This is a genomic window from Bradyrhizobium sp. 187, from assembly GCF_023101005.1.
In the GTDB taxonomy this organism is placed as follows: domain Bacteria; phylum Pseudomonadota; class Alphaproteobacteria; order Rhizobiales; family Xanthobacteraceae; genus Bradyrhizobium; species Bradyrhizobium canariense_D.
The window spans coordinates 83,384-103,845 of the sequence record NZ_CP064693.1 but is presented as its reverse complement, the minus strand read 5'-3'; the positions used below and the strand labels follow the sequence as shown (position 1 = coordinate 103,845).

21 protein-coding genes and 1 pseudogene are annotated in these 20,462 nt (G+C 63.2%); 14 read left to right on the top strand and 8 right to left on the bottom strand.

Annotated elements, in window-relative coordinates; genetic code table 11:
• Positions 1-179 precede the first annotated feature (179 nt).
• The 3 genes from IVB19_RS00505 (at position 180) to IVB19_RS00495 (ending at position 3,589) form a co-directional block, all read left to right on the top strand.
• Positions 180-1,154: an NADPH:quinone oxidoreductase family protein gene (locus IVB19_RS00505; protein ID WP_018459762.1), complete on the top strand. Its 975-nt coding sequence runs from the start codon at positions 180-182 to the stop codon at positions 1,152-1,154.
• A 407-nt stretch (positions 1,155-1,561) separates the two neighbouring features.
• Positions 1,562-2,404: a hypothetical protein gene (locus tag IVB19_RS00500; protein WP_247368305.1), complete on the top strand. Its 843-nt coding sequence runs from the start codon at positions 1,562-1,564 to the stop codon at positions 2,402-2,404.
• Positions 2,405-2,422: 18 nt separating this feature from the next.
• Positions 2,423-3,589 carry a TAXI family TRAP transporter solute-binding subunit gene (locus IVB19_RS00495; RefSeq protein ID WP_247338184.1) on the top strand — a complete coding sequence of 389 codons (1,167 nt, stop codon included), beginning with the start codon at positions 2,423-2,425 and terminating at the stop codon, positions 3,587-3,589.
• A 144-nt stretch (positions 3,590-3,733) separates the two neighbouring features.
• Here the strand turns inward: IVB19_RS00495 and IVB19_RS00490 are convergent, their stop codons facing one another.
• Together IVB19_RS00490 and IVB19_RS00485 are read right to left on the bottom strand one after the other, a co-directional pair.
• Positions 3,734-4,123 carry a YkvA family protein gene (locus IVB19_RS00490; RefSeq protein ID WP_018459760.1) on the bottom strand — a complete coding sequence of 130 codons (390 nt, stop codon included), beginning with the start codon at positions 4,121-4,123 and terminating at the stop codon, positions 3,734-3,736.
• Positions 4,124-4,214: 91 nt separating this feature from the next.
• Positions 4,215-4,517, bottom strand: a complete 303-nt coding sequence (locus IVB19_RS00485; RefSeq protein ID WP_018459759.1) for a 4a-hydroxytetrahydrobiopterin dehydratase — start codon at positions 4,515-4,517, stop codon at positions 4,215-4,217.
• 154 nt (positions 4,518-4,671) lie between these two features.
• On the opposite strand from IVB19_RS00485, the gene IVB19_RS00480 reads away from it, so the two are divergent.
• Together IVB19_RS00480 and IVB19_RS00475 are read left to right on the top strand one after the other, a co-directional pair.
• The gene (locus IVB19_RS00480; RefSeq protein WP_018459758.1) at positions 4,672-6,117 is read left to right on the top strand and encodes a TAXI family TRAP transporter solute-binding subunit; all 1,446 of its coding nucleotides are present in this window, start codon (positions 4,672-4,674) and stop codon (positions 6,115-6,117) included.
• A 103-nt stretch (positions 6,118-6,220) separates the two neighbouring features.
• Positions 6,221-7,762, top strand: coding sequence for an alkaline phosphatase D family protein (locus tag IVB19_RS00475; protein ID WP_018459757.1), 1,542 nt, complete (start codon positions 6,221-6,223; stop codon positions 7,760-7,762).
• A gap of 10 nt (positions 7,763-7,772) precedes the next feature.
• On the opposite strand, the gene IVB19_RS00470 is transcribed toward IVB19_RS00475, so the two are convergent.
• Positions 7,773-8,174 (bottom strand): response regulator, encoded by a 402-nt coding sequence (locus tag IVB19_RS00470; RefSeq protein ID WP_247820867.1) that lies wholly within the window; start codon positions 8,172-8,174, stop codon positions 7,773-7,775.
• A gap of 156 nt (positions 8,175-8,330) precedes the next feature.
• Here IVB19_RS00470 and IVB19_RS00465 point away from each other — a divergent pair, with 156 nt between their 5' ends.
• The 7 genes and pseudogenes from IVB19_RS00465 (at position 8,331) to IVB19_RS00435 (ending at position 15,873) form a co-directional block, all read left to right on the top strand.
• Positions 8,331-9,095, top strand: a complete 765-nt coding sequence (locus tag IVB19_RS00465; RefSeq protein ID WP_018459755.1) for a Crp/Fnr family transcriptional regulator — start codon at positions 8,331-8,333, stop codon at positions 9,093-9,095.
• A 79-nt stretch (positions 9,096-9,174) separates the two neighbouring features.
• Positions 9,175-9,890, top strand: a pseudogene (locus tag IVB19_RS00460) (prolipoprotein diacylglyceryl transferase).
• The gene (locus tag IVB19_RS00455) at positions 9,871-11,301 is read left to right on the top strand and encodes a radical SAM protein (protein ID WP_018459753.1); all 1,431 of its coding nucleotides are present in this window, start codon (positions 9,871-9,873) and stop codon (positions 11,299-11,301) included. The pseudogene IVB19_RS00460 and the gene IVB19_RS00455 overlap by 20 nt, the downstream one beginning before the upstream one ends.
• Positions 11,298-11,567: a hypothetical protein gene (locus IVB19_RS00450; RefSeq protein WP_018459752.1), complete on the top strand. Its 270-nt coding sequence runs from the start codon at positions 11,298-11,300 to the stop codon at positions 11,565-11,567. The genes IVB19_RS00455 and IVB19_RS00450 overlap by 4 nt, the downstream gene beginning before the upstream one ends.
• Before the next feature lie 256 nt (positions 11,568-11,823).
• Positions 11,824-13,650, top strand: coding sequence for a translational GTPase TypA (typA, locus tag IVB19_RS00445; protein ID WP_018459751.1), 1,827 nt, complete (start codon positions 11,824-11,826; stop codon positions 13,648-13,650).
• A gap of 125 nt (positions 13,651-13,775) precedes the next feature.
• Entirely contained in the window at positions 13,776-15,032 is a 1,257-nt protein-coding gene (locus IVB19_RS00440) for a flavin monoamine oxidase family protein (RefSeq protein WP_247821742.1), read from the top strand.
• Positions 15,004-15,873, top strand: coding sequence for a type II restriction endonuclease (locus IVB19_RS00435; RefSeq protein ID WP_247370613.1), 870 nt, complete (start codon positions 15,004-15,006; stop codon positions 15,871-15,873). Before IVB19_RS00440 ends, IVB19_RS00435 begins: the two co-directional genes overlap by 29 nt.
• 7 nt (positions 15,874-15,880) lie before the next feature.
• Here IVB19_RS00435 and IVB19_RS00430 read toward each other — a convergent pair whose 3' ends face one another.
• Positions 15,881-16,288 carry a thiol-disulfide oxidoreductase DCC family protein gene (locus IVB19_RS00430; RefSeq protein ID WP_018459748.1) on the bottom strand — a complete coding sequence of 136 codons (408 nt, stop codon included), beginning with the start codon at positions 16,286-16,288 and terminating at the stop codon, positions 15,881-15,883.
• A 42-nt stretch (positions 16,289-16,330) separates the two neighbouring features.
• Positions 16,331-17,218 (bottom strand): dienelactone hydrolase family protein, encoded by an 888-nt coding sequence (locus IVB19_RS00425; RefSeq protein WP_247820865.1) that lies wholly within the window; start codon positions 17,216-17,218, stop codon positions 16,331-16,333.
• A gap of 262 nt (positions 17,219-17,480) precedes the next feature.
• Between IVB19_RS00425 and IVB19_RS00420 the strand changes: the two genes are divergently transcribed.
• Both IVB19_RS00420 and ppa read left to right on the top strand, forming a co-directional pair.
• Positions 17,481-17,990: a GNAT family N-acetyltransferase gene (locus IVB19_RS00420; protein ID WP_007598725.1), complete on the top strand. Its 510-nt coding sequence runs from the start codon at positions 17,481-17,483 to the stop codon at positions 17,988-17,990.
• 175 nt (positions 17,991-18,165) lie between these two features.
• The gene (gene ppa, locus IVB19_RS00415) at positions 18,166-18,702 is read left to right on the top strand and encodes an inorganic diphosphatase (RefSeq protein ID WP_007604168.1); all 537 of its coding nucleotides are present in this window, start codon (positions 18,166-18,168) and stop codon (positions 18,700-18,702) included.
• A gap of 37 nt (positions 18,703-18,739) precedes the next feature.
• On the opposite strand, the gene folD is transcribed toward ppa, so the two are convergent.
• The 3 genes from folD to IVB19_RS00400 are packed head-to-tail and all read right to left on the bottom strand — an operon-like array spanning position 18,740 to position 20,290.
• Positions 18,740-19,624, bottom strand: a complete 885-nt coding sequence (folD, locus tag IVB19_RS00410; RefSeq protein ID WP_018459745.1) for a bifunctional methylenetetrahydrofolate dehydrogenase/methenyltetrahydrofolate cyclohydrolase FolD — start codon at positions 19,622-19,624, stop codon at positions 18,740-18,742.
• A 10-nt stretch (positions 19,625-19,634) separates the two neighbouring features.
• Complete coding sequence (locus IVB19_RS00405) at positions 19,635-19,979, bottom strand: DUF167 domain-containing protein (RefSeq protein ID WP_018459744.1); 345 nt, start codon at positions 19,977-19,979, stop codon at positions 19,635-19,637.
• Between the two features lie 20 nt (positions 19,980-19,999).
• Entirely contained in the window at positions 20,000-20,290 is a 291-nt protein-coding gene (locus IVB19_RS00400) for a YggT family protein (RefSeq protein WP_007598721.1), read from the bottom strand.
• Positions 20,291-20,462 lie beyond the last annotated feature (172 nt).

Below are 20,462 nucleotides of genomic sequence, written 5' to 3'. Positions count from 1 at the left end.
AGCGGGAAACCGTACCGCGGAAATAGGCTTCGCTACGCTCCCAATGACGGGAGGATAGGCTCCTGCGTTCCAACTGACAAAGAAACCGGATTGTCGCCCGCACCTAAATCCGGCAGAAACGGGCAAACTATAAATCCACTCGAAACGCCCAGTACTTCACTTCTCAAGAAGGTGCCGCCATGAAAGCCATCCTCTGCTCGCAATATTGCCAGCCCGACGATCTCGTTCTGGCCGACGTGCCGGATCCGGTGGCCGGTCCCGGCGAAGCCGTGATCGCGATCAAGGCTGCGGCGCTGAACTTCTTCGACATCCTGATGATTCAAGGCAAGTACCAGATCAAGCCGCCATTCCCGTTCTCGCCGGCCGCCGAAGTGGCTGGGGTGATCGAGAGCATCGGTCCCGGCGTGACTGATCTGAAGATCGGCGATCGCGTCGTCGCCTCCTGCGGCCACAACGGCGCGCGCGAAAAGATCGCGCTGCCGGCGGCATCGATCGTGAAGATCCCCGACAATCTCGATTATGACCGCGCGGCCGGCATCATCATCATCTACGGCACCGCGCTGCATGCGCTGGAAGATCGCGCGAGCCCGAAGCCGGGCGAGACGCTCGCGGTGCTCGGCGCCGCCGGCGGCACCGGACTTGCCGCGTGCGAGCTCGGCAAGCTGATGGGCCTGAAGGTGATCGCCTGCGCCTCGTCGGACGAGAAGCTCGAATTCGCGAAGGCGCACGGCGCAGAACTCGCGCTCAATTACGGCAAGGAAGATTTGAAGGAAGGCCTGCGAAAGCTTACGGGCGGCAAGGGCGTCGACATCATCTTCGATCCGGTTGGTGGCACCTATGCCGAGCAGGCCCTGCGCTCGATTGCCTGGGAAGGCCGCTTCCTCGTGATCGGCTTCGCCGCCGGCGACATTCCGAAGATGCCGCTGAACCTCGCGCTGCTGAAGGGCTGCGATATCCGCGGCGTGTTCTGGGGCGCCTGGACCCGGCTCAACCCGGAAAAGAACCGCGCCAATCTCGAGAAGCTCGTGAAGTGGACAGCGGAAGGAAAGATCTCCTCGCATGTCGATCGCGTCTTCCCGCTGGCGCAGACGGCGGATGCGCTCAAGGTGCTCGCCGGACGCCAGGCGATGGGCAAAGTGATCCTGCATCCGTGAGGCTATGCGGCACGACGTGTGTCGGTACGGCCGCTCGCCACGAGCTCAACTGTCATCGCCCGGCTTGACCGGGCGACCAGTACTCCGAGACGTCAGTCATTGAATCGAGAAGCCGCGGCGTACTGGTTTCCCGCCTTCGCGGGGAATGACCGCGAGCGCGGGACAGGCAGTGTCCGCGCCGCCGCCGGGTCAATCCCCGTCAACCATTGTCGACAAAATTGCGGGGCATTCCTCCGCCTCGCCTCAATCAAACCCAAATATCTCCCGATTCGCGCAAGCCGCCGACGTTTTTTGGGCTGATTCAGACGGCGATTTACCGGCTCCAGTTTGCGGGGCATTTCTGGACAACAACAAAAAGACTGAAGCCGGGATGCCCCAGCGTTGCGTTAGTAGTGGGGAGCATCACCATGGAGACGACGGCGTACCGCCCGTCCAGGGAATCGAGATCGTTCGATTCCGATCAAGCTGCATCACATCCGGCCGTCGCGTCCTATATCCGTGCGCGCGCCGCGCGGCTCGATCTGTCACCGGAAGATCCAATTCCACTGTTCCTGTCCGATCCGCTCGGTGTGCCGGAGTCAGGCGAATATACGGCGCGGGCGTTGGGTCCCCGGCTCAGAATTGTCCCGCGTGTTCTCGCGGCGGTTCTCATCGCATCCACGCTGGCCGTTGCGGCCGCGCTGTATCAGCCCAGTCTCCGCAATCTCTTCGCCGCCGACGCTGCCGGCCCGACGGGTGCCGAGCTGGACCAGGCCATGGCGTCGGCCAACGTGCCGGACAGGCCTCAGACCGCGTACAAGGACCCGGCGCGCTTGAGCAACACAAGGCTGGCGAGCGCTGACGCGCAGGATCTCCCCGCAGCCTCAGCTCCGAGCCGCGAAGCGATTGCGACTGCCTATCAAACCGCGCTGCAAGCCCAGGCGCCCGGGCCAGTCGCGGCGCCGCCTGCGCCCCCACCGCCCGCTAAGACGCTCGATGCCGACACACTGGCTGGGCTGATGGCGCGCGCGAACGGTCTGTTGGCGGTCGGCGACATTGCCGCGGCGCGCCTGCTGCTCGAACGGGCCGCCAATGCACAGGATGCAACGGCTGCATTTCTGCTCGCGCAAACCTATGACCCGGCGGTGCTGGGCACGAGCGACGCGCGGCGCGTTGCTGCCGACGCGACCGCCGCGCGCGACTGGTACCAAAAGGCCGCAGGCCTTGGATCGGCGGAGGCGCGGCAACGCCTCGCCCAGCTTCAGAACTAGAACTCTTTAGGGGATATCATGCGTAATGCTTTGAGAATGGCGCTTGCCGCCATCATGATGATCTATGCCTTCGCGGCACGCGCGGAGCAGACCGAATATGATCCGGCCAAGGTCTCTGACAGCCTGAAAGCCATCTTCCAGTTCGGTTCGACCTCGACCAAGCAGTCGCTGAACGCCAACACCGTGACGTTGATCACCGGCACGATCGGCGGCACCTATGTGCAATTCGGCGCCGACCTCGCCTCCGTGCTCGACGACGGCAACAGGATTCGTGTGTTGCCAATCGTCGGCCGAGGTTCGGTGCAGAGCGTTGCCGACATCCTGTTCCTGCAAGGCGTCGATCTCGGAATCGTCCGCGCGGATACGCTCGACTATCTCGAGCGCAAAGGTTTTGCCAAGGACATCAAGAAGCAATTCACCTATGTGACGAAGCTCTACAACGAAGAGATGCAGGTGATCGCGCCAAAATCGGTCGCGACACTCAAGGATCTGGAAGGCAAAACTGTAAGCGTCGATCTGCCCAACGGCGGCACCTTCGTCACCGCGCTCACCGTGTTCGAGCGGCTCGGGATCAAGGCGAAATTCGTTTATGTCGAGCAGCGCATCGCGATGGAGAAACTGAAGGCCGGCGAGATCGACGCCGTCATCGTGGTCGGCGGCAAACCGTACAAGTCCGTTTCGACCTTCGGCAATGACGGCCGCTTCCACCTTGCGACCGTGGATTATGCAAAGCCCCTCCAGAGCGACTATCTGCCGGCGACGCTGACCGCCAAGGACTATCCGAACCTGGTCAAGGAGGGCGAGAGCGTGGACACCATCGCGGTGCCGGCCGTGCTCGCGGCCTACAACTGGGCGCCCAACACCGAGCGCTACCGCAAGCTTGCACTGTACGTGGACGCGTTCTTCACGAAATTCCCGACGCTGCAGAACCCGCCCTTCCATCCAAAGTGGAAGGAGGTCTCGCTCGCGGCGCCCCTGGCGGGCTGGAACAGATTGCCGGTGGCGCAGCAATGGCTCGACCGCCACGGCGTCGAACCGGTGACGCGGCAACGCTTCGAGGCGTTCCTGCGACAGAGCCCCTCGGCCGCAAAAGTGTCCGACGCGGACAAGGAAACGCTGTTCAAGCAATTCCAGGCGTGGGACGCCGAAAAGGCCCAGGCCCAGGCGCAGGCGGAGAAGAAGTAGCGAGCAGTCATCCACACATACAGCTGTCATCGCCCGCGAAGGCGGCGATCCAGCATTCCGAGACGGTTATGGTTCAATCGGAAGGCCGCGGCGTGCTGGATTCCGCACCATCGCGAGGAATGACAGCGGAGTATGCGGCGACAGCTATTGCGCGGCTTCCGGCTCCACCTCATCCACCCCGCGCTTCAGCGCGGCGCGGGCGGCTTCGCGATGCTCGTTCGTGATGTGGCTGGCAACCATGCGGATCGCGGTGGCGAGTACGGCGGCGTCATCGGTGAAGCCGAGGATCGGCATCACGTCGGGAACGAAATCAAACGGCAGGATGAAATAGGCGATCGCCCCGAGCAGCGAGGCCTGGACATGGCGTGGCGTCTGGCGGTCGAACGCGCAGTAATAGGCCGCGAGCAGATCCTCCGCGAACGGCAGATGCGCGGCGACACGCTTCAGCTTGCGCCAGAAGCGGCGGCGCACGCTCTCACGATCTTCCGCGAGCCGGTCGGCGGGCTCGAAACCGACGCTGTGTTCGGCAGCCATGTTCGACAAACTCCCCGTTCCAGCCTGGGTGGCAGATCGCCGCATCCCGTGCTGATCACAAGATGGGGACGCGGCCTTCCCCTGCAAGACGTCAGCCTGGTGTCAGCTTGGCGATGGCGTTCATCGCCTTGGCGAGCTCGATGTCGAGCGCGGTGACGCCGCCGGCGTCATGGGTCGACAGCACCACCTCCACCGTTTTGTAGACATTGCGCCATTCGGGGTGGTGGTCCATCTTCTCGGCGACCAGTGCCGCGCGGGTCATGAAGCCGAACGCCTCGTTGAAATCCTTGAAGACAAAGGTTTTCCCGATCGCCTCGCGTCCTTGAGCCTCGGTCCAGCCAGGTAGTTCGCCCAGCGCCTGCCTGCGTGCCTCCGCCGAGAGCCGTTCTGTCATCCTCGCCTCCGTCCTTTCAGGGGAACTTTACCCTAACACCGCACTGACGCCCCGGGTTCATACGGGATTGGACCCCATCCGCTAACCATGACGGAGATGTAACCCTGCCGGACAAGAAATTTGCTACACTTGCAGGCGTAAACCGCCGGCCAAGATGAAACTGAGCCTCAAGCGAATGTTCGGGAGATCGATGACCGGGGGATTGGACCTGGCCGAAGCGCCCACCCCGCCCTCGCCGCGATCATCGGCGCGGAAGACGGCGCTCGTGACTCTCGCGCTGGTGCTCGCGATCGTTGGCGCGCTCGCCGGCGGCTATTACTTTGCCATGCGGCCGGTGACGCTGAAGATCGCGGTCGGCCCCGCCAACAGCGATGACGTCAAGGTCGTGCAGGCACTGACCCAGGCCTTCGCGCAGCATAAGAGTTCTGTGCGGTTGCGCCCGATCCAGACCGACGGCGCCACCGCCAGCGCCAATCTGCTCGCGGAAGGCAAGGCCGATCTTGCCATTGTGCGCGGCGACGTCGACGTACCGAAGAACGCGCAAGCGGTTGCGACCCTGCGCAAGAACGTCGTGGCGCTATGGTCCGTGTCCGGCAAGGGCAAGAAGAAGGGCGCGAAGATCACCAAGATCGCGCAGCTCGCCGGACATCGGGTCGGCGTGGTCGGCCGCACCCAGGCCAACGTCAATTTGCTCAAGGTGATCCTGCAGCAATACGGTGTCGATCCCGCCAAGGTCGAGATCGTGCAATACCCGGCAACCGAAGCCGTCGAAGCGATCAAGGCGCAGAGGGCTGATGCCTATCTCGCGGCCGGTCCCGTCAACAGCAAGATCACGGCGGAGGCGATCGCCGCTTCCACCAAGGATTTCGGCACGCCGACCTTTCTCGCGATCGATTCCGCGGATGCGATCGCCCAGAACCATCCGGTCTATGAAGCGGCCGAGATTCCCGCGGGCACTTACGGCGGCTCGCCCGATCGTCCCGATGACGAGGTCAAGACCATCAGCTTCTCGCACCACATCGTGGCGCGCAAAGCAGTGTCCGAAACCACCATCGCGGCGTTCACGCGCCAGCTTTTCTCCGTACGCCAGCAATTGGTGACGGAATTCCCGCTGGCGGCGAAGATCGAAACGCCCGACACCGACAAGGATGCGGTGATTCCCGTGCATCCCGGCGCCGCCGCTTTCGTCGACGGCGAAGAAAAGACCTTCCTCGACAGATACAGCGATTACATCTGGTGGACCCTGATGGCGCTCTCGGCCATGGGCTCGATCGGCGCCTGGTTTGCGGGCTATCTGAAGAAGGACGAGCGCGACAACAACAGCCATCTGCGCGAGCGGCTGCTCGACATGATCACCGCCGCTCGAAAGAGCGAAACGACCGAAGATCTCGATCAGATGCAGACCGAGGCCGACGAGATCCTGCGCGATACGCTGCGCTGCTACGACCACGGCGCGATCGAGGAAGGTGCGCTCACCGCCTTCAACATCGCGCTCGACCAGTTCCATGCGGCGGTTGCCGACCGCAAGGCGGTGCTGTTCAGCCTGCCGCAGAACCTGCAGCGCGCCGGTGCCCAATTCCGGGCCGCTGGCAACGCGTAAGCGCTCGCGCGTTATCGCCGCGTCACATTGTCTCAATATAGCGTCTGCTTCACCATGGCGACCGCCCTGGGCGATCGCCTCACGCGATATCGAGACCGTCTTCATGAACATCAAATTCTCCCGCCGCCGTTTCCTGACGACCAGCGCCGGCGCGCTCGGCGCGGTCGCAATGCCCCATCTCTCCCGCGCGGCCGACCGGCCGGCGGTGACCCATGGCGTGCAGTCGGGCGACGTCACCGTCGACAGCGGCGTGGTCTGGGCGCGCACCGACCGGCCCGCACAGATGCTGGTCGAGGTGGCGACGACGGAGTCGTTCAGGGATGCCCGCGCGCTGCCGCCGATCGCGGCGCTGCCCGACAGCGACTTCACCGCGAAGATGCTGATCGAAAACCTGCCGGGCGGACAGGACATTTTTTATCGCGTCCGCTTCCGCGATCTTTCGCACACCGCGGTGGAGGGCGAGCCGGTGACCGGCCGCTTCCGCACCGCACCCGCCGACCGTCGCGACGTCAGCTTCGTCTGGGGCGGCGACGTCGCAGGACAAGGCTGGGGCATCAACCCTGATGACGGCGGCATGTTCACCTTCTCGGCGATGCGCAAGCACCGTCCGGATTTCTTCCTGCACTCCGGTGACACCATCTATGCCGACGGCCCTATCCAGTCCGAGGTGAAGCTCGCGGACGGCAAGATCTGGAAGAACGTCACGATTCCCGAGAAGGCCAAGGTCGCCGAGACGCTGGACGAGTACCGCGCCGCGCACAAATACAATTTCACCGACGACAATCTTCGCGCCTTCAATGCCGAAGTGCCGATCTTCGTGCAGTGGGACGACCATGAGGTGACCAACAACTGGTCGCTGTCGAAGGAGCTGCCGGCGACCTACAAGGAGCGCGACATCGCACTGCTTGCGGCCCGCGCAAGCCGTGCCTTCCACGAGATGTATCCGATGCGCGAGAGCATCGTCGAGCCCGGCCGCGTCTATCGCCAGATCTCCTATGGTCCCCATCTCGACGTGTTCGTGCTCGACGAGCGCAGCTATCGCGGCCCGAACGGCCCCAACCTCGAAACCGTTTACGACCCGGCCAGCTATTTCCTCGGCCCGGACCAGATCGCCTGGCTCAAGCGCGGCCTGTTGAATTCTCGCGCGACCTGGAAAGTGATCGCCTCCGACATGCCGCTCAGCCTCGTCGTGTCAGACACGCCGAAGGGGGGATCGGAAGCCATTGCGCAGGGCGACGGCCCGGTGCGCGGCCGCGAGTTCGAGATCGCCGACATCCTGCGTTTCATCAAGATGGCGCCGGTCAGCAACACCGTGTGGCTCACGGCGGACGTGCATTACGCGGCCGCGCATTATTACGATCCGAACAAGGCGCAATTCCAGGATTTCGAGCCGTTCTGGGAGTTCGTGTCGGGCCCGCTTCACGCGGGCACATTCGGTCCGAACGCGCTCGACAATACGTTTGGGCCGGAGGTGCGTTTCGTCAAGGCGCCCGGGAAAGACAACCAGAACCTGCCGCCATCCGCCGGCATGCAGTTCTTCGGTCACGTCAAGATCGACGGCGCTTCCGGCCAGATGACGGTGACCTTGCGCGACCGCGCCGACGTCGCGCTGTGGTCAACCACGCTCGATCCGAAGCCGGCCTGACGCCGTATCGCTAGTTCGCCGCGCGGACCTGGAGCGCCCCCTCCAGCGCGTCGCTCGAACACGGCTTCTGCAATCGCGGCTGGCCGGCGAATTCGGGCGGGATGCGCGCGTCAGCGCCGTAGCCGGTGACGAACACAAAGGGAATTTTCAGCGCCGCGAGCCGTTCGGCGACCGCAAAGCTGTTCTCGCGACTCAAACCGACGTCGAGCAAGGCGAATTCGGGGGCGTGCGCCGCGATTGCGGTCAGCGCCTGCGCCACTGAACCTACCGTGCGGACGCTCTTCACGCCAAATCCGAGCAGGCGATCTTCGAAGTCGATCGCGATGATCGGATCGTCCTCGACAATGAGCACATCGGCGGGACAGTTTGAACCATCGGAAACAGCGGGTGCCATCATCGTAACTTGGAGCATGAGGTTTCTCTGACTGGGATACCGCGTCACGACGCCTGTACCCGGCGCGGAGGTTCCCGGAACGAAACCACCACATCACAGTTGTTAGGTCTGTCTACTTGTGCACACAGGACCTCGTCGGAACTCGCTAAATGTGGAGGCGGATGGGAGTTTAAGATGGACGCGCGGACCAGCAACGCCACCGAGATCGATAGCCGGCCGACCAACAATCTGCTGCGGCGCTTGAGCCCGGCCGACTTCGCCCTGCTTGCGCCGCATGTCATGCTCGAAAGCGCCGCAGCGAATGAGCTGCTCTACAACCCCGGCGACGACGTCCAGGTCGTCCACTTCCCCTGCGGACCGTCGCTTGCAACCTTCCTCGTTCCCAATGAGGACGGCCGCGATGTCGAGACCATCCTGGTCGGCCGCGAAGGCGCGGTGGGCGGCATCGTCAGCGAGGGTTATCTGCCGGCCTATACCCGGATCTGCGTGAAATTCGGCGGGCCGTTTGCGCGAATTCACGTCAGCAAGCTGGAGGCCGCCAAGCAGCGCTCGCCCTCGTTGCGCCATGTCTTCGCTCGTTACGCCGACTGCATGCTGGCTCAGATCTTCCAGTCCACCGCCTGCAACGCCATTCACTCGATCGAGCAGCGCACCGCCAAATGGATGCTGGCCGCTATGGAGCGGACCGGCGACGAGAGCAGCGTGCCTCTGACGCACGAGCAACTCGCGACACTGCTCGGCGTCGGCCGCAGCTATGCCAGCCGCGTGCTCCAGTCGTTCAAGGCGGAGGGCGTGCTCGACACGCGACGCGGATCGATCCTGGTCCGCAACCGCGAGGGCCTGCGCCTGCGCTCCTGCCTGTGCAACGAGGCCGTGAAGATGCACTTCGAGGAGGTGCTGCGCGGCGTCTATCCGACCGAGGAGAGGCAGGCCGGCTAGCCGCCTGACTCGCTCCTCTTCGGGGATAAGAAGCGGCCGCACTATCCCGCCGCGGGGGAACCTGGGCTAATGTCCCCGCATGAGCGGGGCTTTCCTTCACACTCTCTTCGACATCGCGGCGTGGCTGACTGCGGCCGTGGCGCTCTACGGGCTGTCGCGACAGGGCTTGCGGTTTCCGGCGCAATCCTTTGAGCGGTCCTACCTCGCCGCTTTGGTGTTCGGCGCGGGGCTCGGCGCCTATCTGTTCGGCTCCGCCAATCTGTGGCTGTCGGGCCAGAGCGGCATCGCGCGCTCCGTGGAAGGAGCGCTGGTCGGCGGCATCTTGGCGATCGAGCTCTACAAATGGTCCGCAGGGATCACGGTCCGAACCGGCGCCCGTTTTGCGCTGCCGCTGGCGCTCGGCATCGCGATCGGCCGGCTCGGCTGCTTTTTCGCGGGCCTCGACGATTTCACCTACGGCACGCCGACGGCATGGCCCTGGGGCCATGATTTCGCCGACGGCATCCCGCGCCATCCCGTGCAGCTCTACGAAAGCGCCGCGATGGGGGTGTTCGCGCTGCTCTACGTGGTGGCGGTCTTGAACCGGAGCGCGTTTGTGATCACCATGGTTTCTACCTCGTCCTCGTCTACTATGGAGCACAGCGCTTCCTGTGGGAATTCCTCAAGCCCTACGGCACGCTGATCGGCCCCTTCACGCTGTTTCACCTGCTGTCGCTGTCCATCCTGCTCTACGCCGTCGTCATGCTGGCGAGGGCGCCCAATGCGAGACCCATGCATGAACGCGCCGTTGCGTAAGTCGCGTCCCTATATCTTCTGGGGCCAGACCCAATCTCTCTGCGAGACCTGCCTGAAGCTGGTGCCGGCCAAGATCCAGATCCTCGACAACGAGGTTTGGTACGAGAAGCGCTGCAAGGAGCATGGCGTCCAGTCCACGCTCGTGTCGACGGACGCCGCGTATTGGCGCCTGTGCAAGGATTTCATCAAGCCGGGCGACCGGCCGCTGGCCTTTCAACGGCATACCGAATTCGGCTGCCCCTATGATTGCGGCCTGTGCCCCGACCACGAGCAGCATTCCTGCCTCGCGCTGATCGAGATCACCGAGCATTGCAATCTGACCTGCCCGGTGTGCTTTGCCGATTCCTCGCCGGCGCGGACCAGCTTCACGCCGCTGGCCAAGGTCGAGCGAATGCTGGACGCGCTGGTCGCGAGCGAGGGCGAGCCTGATTTGGTGCAGATCTCCGGCGGCGAGCCGACGCTGCATCCCGACTTCTTCGCGATCCTCGATGCGGTGCGCGCCCGCCCGATCCGCCATGTCATGATCAACACCAACGGCCTGCGTATCGCCCGCGAAAAGGATTTCGTGGCGCGGCTCGCCGAGAACAAGCGCGGGCTCGAGGTCTATCTCCAGTTCGACTCGCTCGAACGCGACGCTTTGATCAATCTGCGCGGCGCGGATTTGCGCAAGATCCGTCAGCAGGCGCTGGAGAATCTCGAGCATTACGGCGTATCGACCACGCTGGTGGCGACCATCAAGCGCGGTGTCAACGATGCCGAGATCGGCGACATCGTCCGCCACGCGCTGACCTGGAAGTGCGTTCGCGGCGTCACGCTGCAGCCGGTGCAGGACGCCGGCCGCAACGAAAATTTCGACAAGAACACCGATCGCATCATGCTGTCGGAGATCCGCAAGCGCGTGGTCGAAACCGGCGTGTTCGGCGACAAGGACATGATCCCGCTGCCCTGCAATCCCGAAAGCATCTCGATCGGTTACGGCCTGCGCAACGGCAAGAAAGTGCTGCCGCTGACCTCGCTGATCCCGCAGGAGCAACTCGTCGCATTGTTGCCCAATACGATAAGCCCGGAGAAGCATCCGGCGCTGAGGGAGAAATTCATCGATCTGTTCTCGCTGTCCTCGGGACCGCTGAACACGAGCGAGCGCGTCTGCGAATTGCTGTGCTGCCTGCCGAGCTTCGAGGTGCCGCAGGGAATCACGTACGAGAACGTATTCCGCGTCACCATCGTGCAGTTTCTCGATCGCTTCAATTTCTGCGTCGGCAACGTCAAGCGCAGCTGCATCCATTTCGTCACCGAGAACGGCGCGATCATCCCGTTCGACACCTACAATCTGTTCTACCGAAACGGAAAGATCGACGGCATCCGCGCCGAACTGGCGGCGCAGTCAACCGCAGGAGTCCTGCAGGCATGAGCATCAGCGACACGCCGCCGCCAGCCCCTCCGGGACCGCCTCCTGCCCCGCCGAACAAGCGCGGCGGCTGCCTGACCGCGATCATGGCGATCTTCGGGATCCTCATGCTGCTACCCGGTGCCTGCGCATTGCTGTTCGGCGGAATGTCGGTGATCGAGGGCGGCCGGATGGGTTCCGACGTGGCACCGCTGGTGTTCGTAGGCCTGGTCGTGGGGCTGGGCGGGGTCGCCCTGATCTGGGCCGCGATCAAGGGCCGGCGCGGCTGAGCCCGGCTTTTCGCCTAACCCCCGGGAATTCCCGGACAAAATTCAATCAACCAACGGCCAAAGAACACATTGTTTTTTGGCGGTTTTTGCCTATATTGCGCCGCAACGCGTAGGGTGCCCGGTCGATATGCCGGGCTTTCCCTTTTGGGCGGAAAGCGCCCCGTTTCCAGTCTTCAAGCGTTGTTTCGAGAAGAGGTCCCGGTCTGACCGGCGAGATCGCGCTTAACCCATTGTCCGACCGCAAAGAAGCCCACTCATGAATCTTCGCAACATCGCCATCATCGCCCACGTCGACCACGGCAAGACGACCCTGGTCGACCGCCTCCTCCAGCAATCCGGCACCTATCGCGAGAACCAGAAGGTGACTGAGCGCGCCATGGACTCCAACGATCTGGAGCGCGAGCGCGGCATCACCATTCTGGCCAAGGCGGCCTCGGTGCAGTGGAAGGACACCCGCATCAACATCGTCGATACCCCAGGCCACGCCGATTTCGGCGGCGAGGTCGAGCGCATCCTCAACATGGTGGACGGCGCGCTGGTGCTGGTCGACGCCGCCGAGGGGCCGCTGCCGCAGACCAAATTCGTGGTCTCCAAGGCGCTCAAGGTCGGTTTGAAGCCGATCGTCGTGATCAACAAGGTTGACCGTCCCGACGCGCGGGCAACCGAAGTCATCAACGAGGTGTTCGACCTGTTCGCGGCGCTCGACGCCAGCGAGGAGCAGCTCGACTTCCCGATCCTCTACGGGTCGGCCAAGCAAGGCTGGATGGCCGAGAGCCCGGACGGGTCGCAGGAAGCCGGCATGCAGCCGCTGTTCGACCTGATCGTGCGCCATGTCGCGCCGCCGACCGTCGAGGAAGGCCCGTTCCGCATGATCGGCACCATTCTGGAAGCCAACCCCTATCTCGGCCGCATCATCACCGGCCGTATTTCCTCAGGCTCGATCAAGCCGAACCAGGCCGTGAAGGTGCTGGGCGCCGACGGCAAGACGATCGAGCAGGGCCGCATCACCAAGATCCTCGCCTTCCGCGGCATCGAGCGCACTCCTCTCGACGAAGCCGAGGCAGGCGACATCGTCGCCATCGCCGGCCTGACCAAGGGCACCGTCGCCGACACCTTCTGCGATCCGTCGGTCGACACCCCGCTGGTGGCGCAGCCGATCGACCCCCCGACCGTGTCGATGTCCTTCATCGTCAACAACTCGCCGCTCGCCGGCACCGAAGGCGACAAGGTCACCAGCCGCATGATCCGCGACCGCCTGCTGCGCGAGTCCGAGGGCAACGTTGCGCTGCGGGTCGTCGAAGCCTCCGACAAGGACGCGATGGAAGTTTCAGGCCGTGGCGAATTGCAGCTCGCGATCCTGATCGAGACCATGCGCCGCGAGGGCTTCGAGCTTTCGGTGTCGCGTCCGCGTGTCGTATTTCAGAAGGACGAGGCCACCGGCGCCACCCTCGAGCCGATCGAGGAAGTCGTCATCGACGTCGACGAGGAGCATTCCGGTGTCGTCGTGCAGAAGATGAGCGAGCGCAAGTCCGAGCTGATCGAGATGAAGCCGTCCGGCGGCAACCGTCTGCGGCTGGTGTTCTACGCGCCGACCCGCGGCCTGATCGGCTACCAGGGCGAGCTGCTCACCGATACCCGCGGCACCGCGATCATGAACCGTCTGTTCCACGGCTACGCGCCGTACAAGGGCGAGATCCAGGGCCGCCGCAACGGCGTGCTGATCTCCAACGACCAGGGCGAAGCGGTGGCTTACGCCATGTTCAAGCTGGAAGATCGCGGCCCGATGATGATCGAGCCGGGCTGGAAGGTCTACAAGGGCATGATCGTCGGCGAGCATACCCGCGACAACGACCTCGAGATCAACGTGCTCAAGGGCAAGCAGCTCACCAACATCCGAACCACGTCGAAGGACGAAGCGGTGCGCCTGACCCCGCCGATCCGCATGACGCTGGAAAAGGCGCTGGCCTATATCGAGGACGACGAGCTGGTGGAGATCACGCCGAAGTCGATCCGCCTGCGCAAGCGGCACCTCGACCCGAACGAGCGCAAGCGCGCGGAAAAATCCAAGGAAGCGGTGGCTTAAGGCCACTCGGACACACGACGAATGCGTCATGGCCGGGCTTGTCCCGGCCATCCACGTCTTCGATACTGGTGTCAATGACGTGGATGCCCGGGACAAGCCCGGGCATGACGATGAAATTGACCGCTATGTCCCTCCCCTCCTCCGTCGACGTCGCGATCATCGGTGCGGGCGCCGCCGGTCTCGGCGCGGCGCATGCGCTGGCAGGCTCCGGCCTCTCCGTGATCGTGCTCGAGGCGCGTAACCGGCTCGGTGGCCGGGCCTGGACGGTGCAGGCCTCGCCCGAAGTCACCTTCGACGTCGGCTGCGGTTGGCTGCATTCGGCGGACAACAACTCCTTCGTCGCGATTGCAAAGCAGCTCGATTTCGAGGTCAACAAGGACCTCCCGCCCTGGCGCGAGCGCGCCTATGGCGACGCGTTTCCGAAAGCCGAGCGCGATGATTTCATGCACGCCATGGACGCCTTCTATCAGCGGCTGTGGGAGACCGCCCAGAAGGGCCAGGATGTCCCCGCGAGCTTCAGCGTGGAGCCCGGCAATCGCTGGAATCCCATGATCGACGCGATCTCGACCTACATCAACGGCTGCGAACTGAAGGACATGTCGACGCTGGACTGGGACGCGTATGAGGACAGCGACCTCAACTGGCGCGTCCGCCGCGGCTACGGCGCGCTGATCGCGGCCTATGGCGCGCCATGCCCGGTGGCGCTGAACTGCAACGTCACGCTGATCGATCATTCCGACCAGCGCATCCGCATCGAGACATCGCAGGGCACGCTGACCGCGGACAAGGTGATCGTCACCGTGCCGACCAATCTGATCGCCAATGAGGCGATCCGCTTCTCGCCACCTCTCCCCGCCAAGGTCGACGCCGCGGCCGGCCTGCCGCTCGGTGTCGATGACAAGGTGACGCTGGCGCTCGACGATGCCGAAGCCTTCCCGAAGGAAGGTAATTTGCGCGGCGCCACGATGCGCACTGACATGGGCACCTATCATATCCGCCCGTTCGGCCAGCCCTGCATCGAAGGCTTTTTCGGCGGCAGCTTTGCACGCGAACTGGAAGACGCGGGCGACGGCGCCATTGCCGCCCAAAGCATCGAGGAGATCGCAGGCTTCCTCGGCAACGACATCAGGCGAAAGCTGAAGCCGCTCTACGAGTCGCGCTGGGCCCACGACCCCTTCGCGAGAGGCTCCTACTCGCACGCCCTGCCCGGCCACGCCGGTGACCGCGCCGTGCTGGCGGCACCGACCGATGGGCGGCTGTTCTTTGCGGGCGGCTGCCGAAGAAGTCGTTCGGAAGGCGCGCGCTGGCGACACGCTGTTTTTCTGCAAGCCAAAATCTGGTCCACTGCTTGCGATGAGTTGCACCGCGGGCAGCGCAATTGAGCAGCAACTCTTTTGGCTATTCGGTCTGCGTGCAACCGGAGACCGTTTCGACGACAATAAGCGAGACTTTCGCCGAGAGCGCGGTCAGGAACTTTCTTTCACGGCTCGCTATATTCTTGAGCTCATCGAAATCGAAGCTATCGTTACTGAGGATGAGTGGCTCGACGCGCTCCTAAAGAAATTTGGTGCAGAATTCCCCGCAACGGGCATCTTCTCTGAGTTTGCTAGGAAGCATGCTCCCGAGACGAGTGTTAGAGACGATCCTGATCACGCGCTCATGACATGGATCGAATTTGAGGAAAGGTTGTTCCGTACCCTAGAGCGGCACATTGTCTCGAAAAGGCTGGCCGACGGTTTCATGCTCAGCAAGAAGGCTGACGTTGAAGGCTTCATCAAATTTTCGCTGAGCGTCCAGAATCGCCGCAAGTCGCGCGCCGGATCGGCTCTTGAGCATCATCTCGCTGCAATTTTTTCTGCCCGCAAGCTAAGGTTCGAGAGAGGGGCGCGAACCGAAAATAACAATAGACCGGATTTCCTGTTCCCGGGGGCGAAGGAATACAATTCGTCAGCGTTTTCAGAAAATCGCCTTGTAATGCTCGGCGCAAAATCGACCTGCAAGGATCGGTGGCGTCAAGTGTTAGCTGAAGCGAACCGGATCAAGACGAAGCATCTCTTGACGTTAGAGCCCGGAATTTCAGAAAATCAAACATCCGAAATGCGCACCAAATCGTTGCAACTTGTCTTGCCAAAAAAGCTTCACGAAACGTACAAGTCGACTCAACAAAGAGCCCTTTTGGACCTGCAAGAATTTGTGGCTCTTGTAGAGAAAATCCAACGCTGACCACGTCCTACTCGATCACCCGCGCCCGCAAGTCGGCATCCGGTACGAAGCACGAATCATACTTGCCGAAGATGCGGTATCGGTTGCGCGCGACGAGATTGTAGAGCGGGTCCCGTAGCGGCTTGGGCACAGCGAACAACGCGCGCACCCAGCCCCAGCCGGGGAGCTGCGACAGCACCGTCAGCGCAGCGTCCGACTTCATGAACACCGCGCCGCCGTGAACCACGGCATTGGTGTCGGGATCAGCGGGATCGATGCCGAACGTGCGCGCGAGCCGGGCGCCATAGTCAGATTGAATCGGCGTGAAGCGAAACCGCTTCGCCGGGTCCCTTTTGGCGACGAAGCGGACCCAGCGCGAGCAGAAGATGCAGACGCCGTCGAACAGGATGACGTCATCGTCGGGCCATTTGGGCATTAGCGATTGTCCAATATCAGGTGCGTGACCAGGAATACGGCGTCATGGCTTTTTGGCAGCCGCCGGCTTCAACCCACGCGCAAGCTCGGCACTCGCGGCTTTGACGCCTGCCTCGGTTTCGATCATCCAGTGGCTCTCGCTACCGACGGCCGGCGTCGTTCGGAAGTCGACCTTGCCACCGCCGCCGCGAAACGCATCGACCAACGCAAGCGAAAATGCCGGTGCAAAGTAGCTGTCATTGGCGGCAACGAGCCATGTGATGGGGATGCGCGCGGCCTTGCCGAATTCAGCCGCCGCGGCGAGAAGCGTATGCGGCGCGCAGATCCGGTTCGGCTCGTCATTGGCATGGCCGCCGCGGCCCGGCGCAATGGCGATGATGGCGGAGATCGCCTTCGGATCGGCATTCGCGAGCGCCAGCGCGCCCCAACCGCCGGCGGAATGGCCGATCACGATCGCGGCGTCCTTGCGGATAAAATCCTGCTTTCGCACATAGTCCAGCGCGAGCGCGATTTCGTCGGCCGTTGCGCGGCCCGAGCGCACGTAGTCCGCCTCGTCGCAGCCACCCTGGTCCTCGACATAGCGGCCACCGGTCGCACCATGGCCGAGCCGTTCGGGCACCAGCACGGCGAAGCCGCGCGCGATGAGGAATGCCGTGAGTGCGCGGTATTCCGGCTGAGACATTTGCGCGCGCCGCAAGCCATTTTGCGTCGAAGCATGCGCGATCACCGCAAGCCGGAACGGGCCGGCACCCGGCGGGCGAAACAGCCGGGCATGAGCGGCGATGTCGGTATCCGGCGACGGCACGCGCCATTGCTGACGGCGAAACGGATCGCCCTCCGCTCCGGACGAACCAAAAACCTGAGCGCACACCGGCGGCGCAGCCAGCAAGGCCAGCAGAGCCAAAGGCACGAGGATGTTGGGGATCCGCATGAATTGCCGGAGGCGAGAACAGCGACAGTTAGACTAGTAGGAACGAATCAATATCGGCAGACTTTCTGCGTTGCCATTGCCGTTCATTCGTTGCCGCAAAGCAGTTTTGCACCGGCGCAGAGCACCCCGGTGCCATTCGAATCGGCGTCTTGTCTTTTTTCGGTACAACATGGTTCAAATACTGATGCAGAAAGTCCACACGTTAACCGATAATTAACGATAGGTCTTGCCGCCGGCGCGGCGACTTGGTTTGATCACGTCCATGAGCACAACCCTGATCGAGGTCCGGCCGGCCAAAGCCGCAGATGCAACTGCGGTGGCGTCCACCCATGACGAAGCCTGGCGCTCCGCCTATCAGGGCATCATTCCCGGCGCCGAACTGGAGAAGTTGATCAACCGCCGCGGTCCGCAATGGTGGGACAGCGCGATCCGCAAGGGCAGCCGCGTCAGCGTGCTGGTGTTCGGCGACAAGATCGCAGGCTACGCCAATTACGGCCGCAACCGCGCCCGCAGCCTGCATTTCGACGGTGAGGTCTACGAGCTCTATCTGCGTCCCGAATTCCAGGGCCTGGGCTTTGGTCGCCGCCTGTTCACCGCGGCCCGCCGCGACCTGATGCAGAGCGGCCTGAAGAGCATGGTGGTGTGGGCGCTCTCGGACAACGATCCGGCCACCGAGTTCTACCGCGCCTTGGGCGGCCGCATGGTGGCGCGGTCCTCGGAGCGTTTCGGGCCGAAGTCGCTCGACAAGGTTGCCTTCGCTTGGACCAATTGAGCTGCTGAAGTCCCGCCGGCAGCGTTTTCCTTCCGTCGATACCGCTGCCTTGAGCCGGTGATCGCCGGATTCATTATTTCACAAAAACGCGATGGATCAGCGGGCCAAGCCCGCGTATGACAGCGCCAAAATCGCTGCCGGGTGCGATTTAACCTCGGCAACAACGGAGCCTTGAATGCGTATCGATGCGGTCTCGATCGGGAAAAACGTCCCTCACGACGTCAACGTCATCATCGAAGTCCCCGTGGGCGGCGAACCGATCAAGTACGAGATGGACAAGGAAGCCGGCACGCTGGTGGTTGACCGCTTCCTCTACACGCCGATGCGTTACCCCGGGAACTACGGCTTCATTCCGCACACGCTGTCCGACGACGGCGATCCCTGCGACGTCCTCATCATCAACACCCGCGCCATCATTCCCGGCGCGGTCATGAGCGTGCGCCCGGTCGGCGTGCTGTTCATGGAAGACGAAGCCGGCGGCGACGAGAAGATTCTTGCGGTGCCGTCGTCGAAGCTGACGCAGCGCTATGACAAGGTGAAGTCGTATTCCGACCTGCCGGACATCACGCTCCAGCAGATCCAGCACTTCTTCGAGCACTACAAGGATCTCGAACCCGGCAAGTGGGTGAAGATCCTGCGCTGGGGCGGCCCCGAAGATGCGCACAAGCTGATCCTCGAAGGCATCGATCGCGAGAAAAAGAAGAAGGCCTGAGCTCTGCTCCCTCGCCCCGCTTGCGGGGCGAGGTGAACTACACCGCCGGCTTCGGCAGCCCTGCAATCGCGCAGGCCGCGCGCAACGTGTTCACGAGCAGGCAGGCGACTGTCATCTGACCGACGCCGCCCGGTACCGGCGTGATGGCGCCAGCCACGGCGAGCGCTTCCTGATAGGCAACATCGCCGACGAGACGCGTCTTGCCGTCGTCCCTCGGAATCCGGTTGATGCCGACGTCGATCACGGTCGCCCCCGGCTTCAGCCAGTCGCCGCGCACCATCTCGCACTTTCCGACGGCGGCATAGACGAGGTCTGCGCGCCTCACGAGCCCGGGCAGGTCACGCGAGCGCGAATGCGCGATGGTCACCGTGGCGTTCTCGTTCAGCAACAGCTGCACCAGCGGTCGGCCGACGAGGTTGGAGCGGCCGATGACGATGGCGTTCATGCCTTCAAGCGAAGCATGCACGCTCTTGGTCAAAATGATGCAGCCGAGCGGCGTGCAGGGCGACAGCGCCTCGAAACCGCCGGCGAGGCGGCCGGCATTGTTCGGATGCAGCCCGTCGACATCCTTGGCGGGGTCGATGGCATTGACGACCGCCTCGGTATTGAGGCCCTTGGGCAGCGGTAGTTGCACCAGAATACCGTGCACGGCGGGATCGCGGTTGAGTTTTGCGACCAGCGCCAGGAGATCTGCTTGCGAGACGTCGGCCGGCAGCTTGTGCTCGAACGAGGCCATGCCGGCGGCCTGGGTCTGGGTGTGTTTCGACCGGACATAGACCTCGCTCGCCGGGTCGCTTCCGACCAGGACCACCGCAAGGCCCGGAACCAGATTGTGCTCGCGCTTGACGCGTGCGACCTCGTCGGCGACGCGGGCGCGAAGTTCTGCGGCGATGACTTTTCCGTCGATGATCTTGGCGGTCATGTCAGTTCCCTCAGTCTGTCGATTTGGCTGATGCGAGCTGGCGCAGGGCTTCGCCGAGCCGCGCCGGATCGCCGTCGACCGCGATCTGCTTCAGCCGCGAGGTCGCTCCCGACAGGAGTTTGACGCTGGCCTTGGGCACGCCCAACGATTTCGCCAGCAGCACCAGAACGGCCTTGTTGGCCTCGCCGCCATCTGCGATAGCGCGCACCCGCACCTTGAGCACGCTGCGGCCATCGGAGAGCTGCTCGATCCCGTCGATGTCGTCGCGGACGCCGCGCGGCGTCACCCGCAGCGCGATGCTGATACCTGCGGCCCCGTAACGCCAAGGTTCCTTGATGACAAGGTTCTTTGGCAACCCAGGGCGCTCCAGCTTGCTTAGATCACGTTCGGGTAGATGTAATACAGGATCACCCGCTCGATGAACATGATGAGCAGGATCAGGATGATCGGCGAGATGTCGAGGCCGCCGAGGCTGGGCAGGAAATTGCGAATCGGAGCCAGGACCGGCTCGGTGATTCGGTACAGGAACTCCGCCACCGCCGAAACGAACTGGTTGCGGGTGTTCACGACGTTGAAGGCGATCAGCCAGGACAGGATCGCGGACGCGATCAGCAGCCAGACGTAGAGGTCGAGCACGATGATGACGATGTCGAGAACGGCACGCATGGCTTTTGAAGACTCTGACTTTTGAAAATTCTGGCTGCGGTCGGGATTGACGCCTGCTGCTAGATATCGGTTCCCCCCGGTCCAAACAAGGGAAGTCGGTGCCGGGATGGCTAAAACCGGGTTACACCCGTCCTTGACTTGACCTTGGCGGGGACTTAAATGGCGCCCGGTT

Bases quoted from the DNA above. Each gene is read 5' to 3' on its own strand.
- IVB19_RS00505 (WP_018459762.1), top strand. From the start codon at position 180: ATGAAAGCCATCCTCTGCTCGCAATATTGCCAGCCCGACGATCTCGTT.
- IVB19_RS00500 (WP_247368305.1), top strand. From the start codon at position 1,562: ATGGAGACGACGGCGTACCGCCCGTCCAGGGAATCGAGATCGTTCGAT.
- IVB19_RS00495 (WP_247338184.1), top strand. From the start codon at position 2,423: ATGCGTAATGCTTTGAGAATGGCGCTTGCCGCCATCATGATGATCTAT.
- IVB19_RS00490 (WP_018459760.1), bottom strand. From the start codon at position 4,123: ATGGCTGCCGAACACAGCGTCGGTTTCGAGCCCGCCGACCGGCTCGCG.
- IVB19_RS00485 (WP_018459759.1), bottom strand. From the start codon at position 4,517: ATGACAGAACGGCTCTCGGCGGAGGCACGCAGGCAGGCGCTGGGCGAA.
- IVB19_RS00480 (WP_018459758.1), top strand. From the start codon at position 4,672: ATGAAACTGAGCCTCAAGCGAATGTTCGGGAGATCGATGACCGGGGGA.
- IVB19_RS00475 (WP_018459757.1), top strand. From the start codon at position 6,221: ATGAACATCAAATTCTCCCGCCGCCGTTTCCTGACGACCAGCGCCGGC.
- IVB19_RS00470 (WP_247820867.1), bottom strand. From the start codon at position 8,174: ATGCTCCAAGTTACGATGATGGCACCCGCTGTTTCCGATGGTTCAAAC.
- IVB19_RS00465 (WP_018459755.1), top strand. From the start codon at position 8,331: ATGGACGCGCGGACCAGCAACGCCACCGAGATCGATAGCCGGCCGACC.
- IVB19_RS00455 (WP_018459753.1), top strand. From the start codon at position 9,871: ATGAACGCGCCGTTGCGTAAGTCGCGTCCCTATATCTTCTGGGGCCAG.
- IVB19_RS00450 (WP_018459752.1), top strand. From the start codon at position 11,298: ATGAGCATCAGCGACACGCCGCCGCCAGCCCCTCCGGGACCGCCTCCT.
- typA (WP_018459751.1), top strand. From the start codon at position 11,824: ATGAATCTTCGCAACATCGCCATCATCGCCCACGTCGACCACGGCAAG.
- IVB19_RS00440 (WP_247821742.1), top strand. From the start codon at position 13,776: ATGTCCCTCCCCTCCTCCGTCGACGTCGCGATCATCGGTGCGGGCGCC.
- IVB19_RS00435 (WP_247370613.1), top strand. From the start codon at position 15,004: ATGAGTTGCACCGCGGGCAGCGCAATTGAGCAGCAACTCTTTTGGCTA.
- IVB19_RS00430 (WP_018459748.1), bottom strand. From the start codon at position 16,288: ATGCCCAAATGGCCCGACGATGACGTCATCCTGTTCGACGGCGTCTGC.
- IVB19_RS00425 (WP_247820865.1), bottom strand. From the start codon at position 17,218: ATGCGGATCCCCAACATCCTCGTGCCTTTGGCTCTGCTGGCCTTGCTG.
- IVB19_RS00420 (WP_007598725.1), top strand. From the start codon at position 17,481: ATGAGCACAACCCTGATCGAGGTCCGGCCGGCCAAAGCCGCAGATGCA.
- ppa (WP_007604168.1), top strand. From the start codon at position 18,166: ATGCGTATCGATGCGGTCTCGATCGGGAAAAACGTCCCTCACGACGTC.
- folD (WP_018459745.1), bottom strand. From the start codon at position 19,624: ATGACCGCCAAGATCATCGACGGAAAAGTCATCGCCGCAGAACTTCGC.
- IVB19_RS00400 (WP_007598721.1), bottom strand. From the start codon at position 20,290: ATGCGTGCCGTTCTCGACATCGTCATCATCGTGCTCGACCTCTACGTC.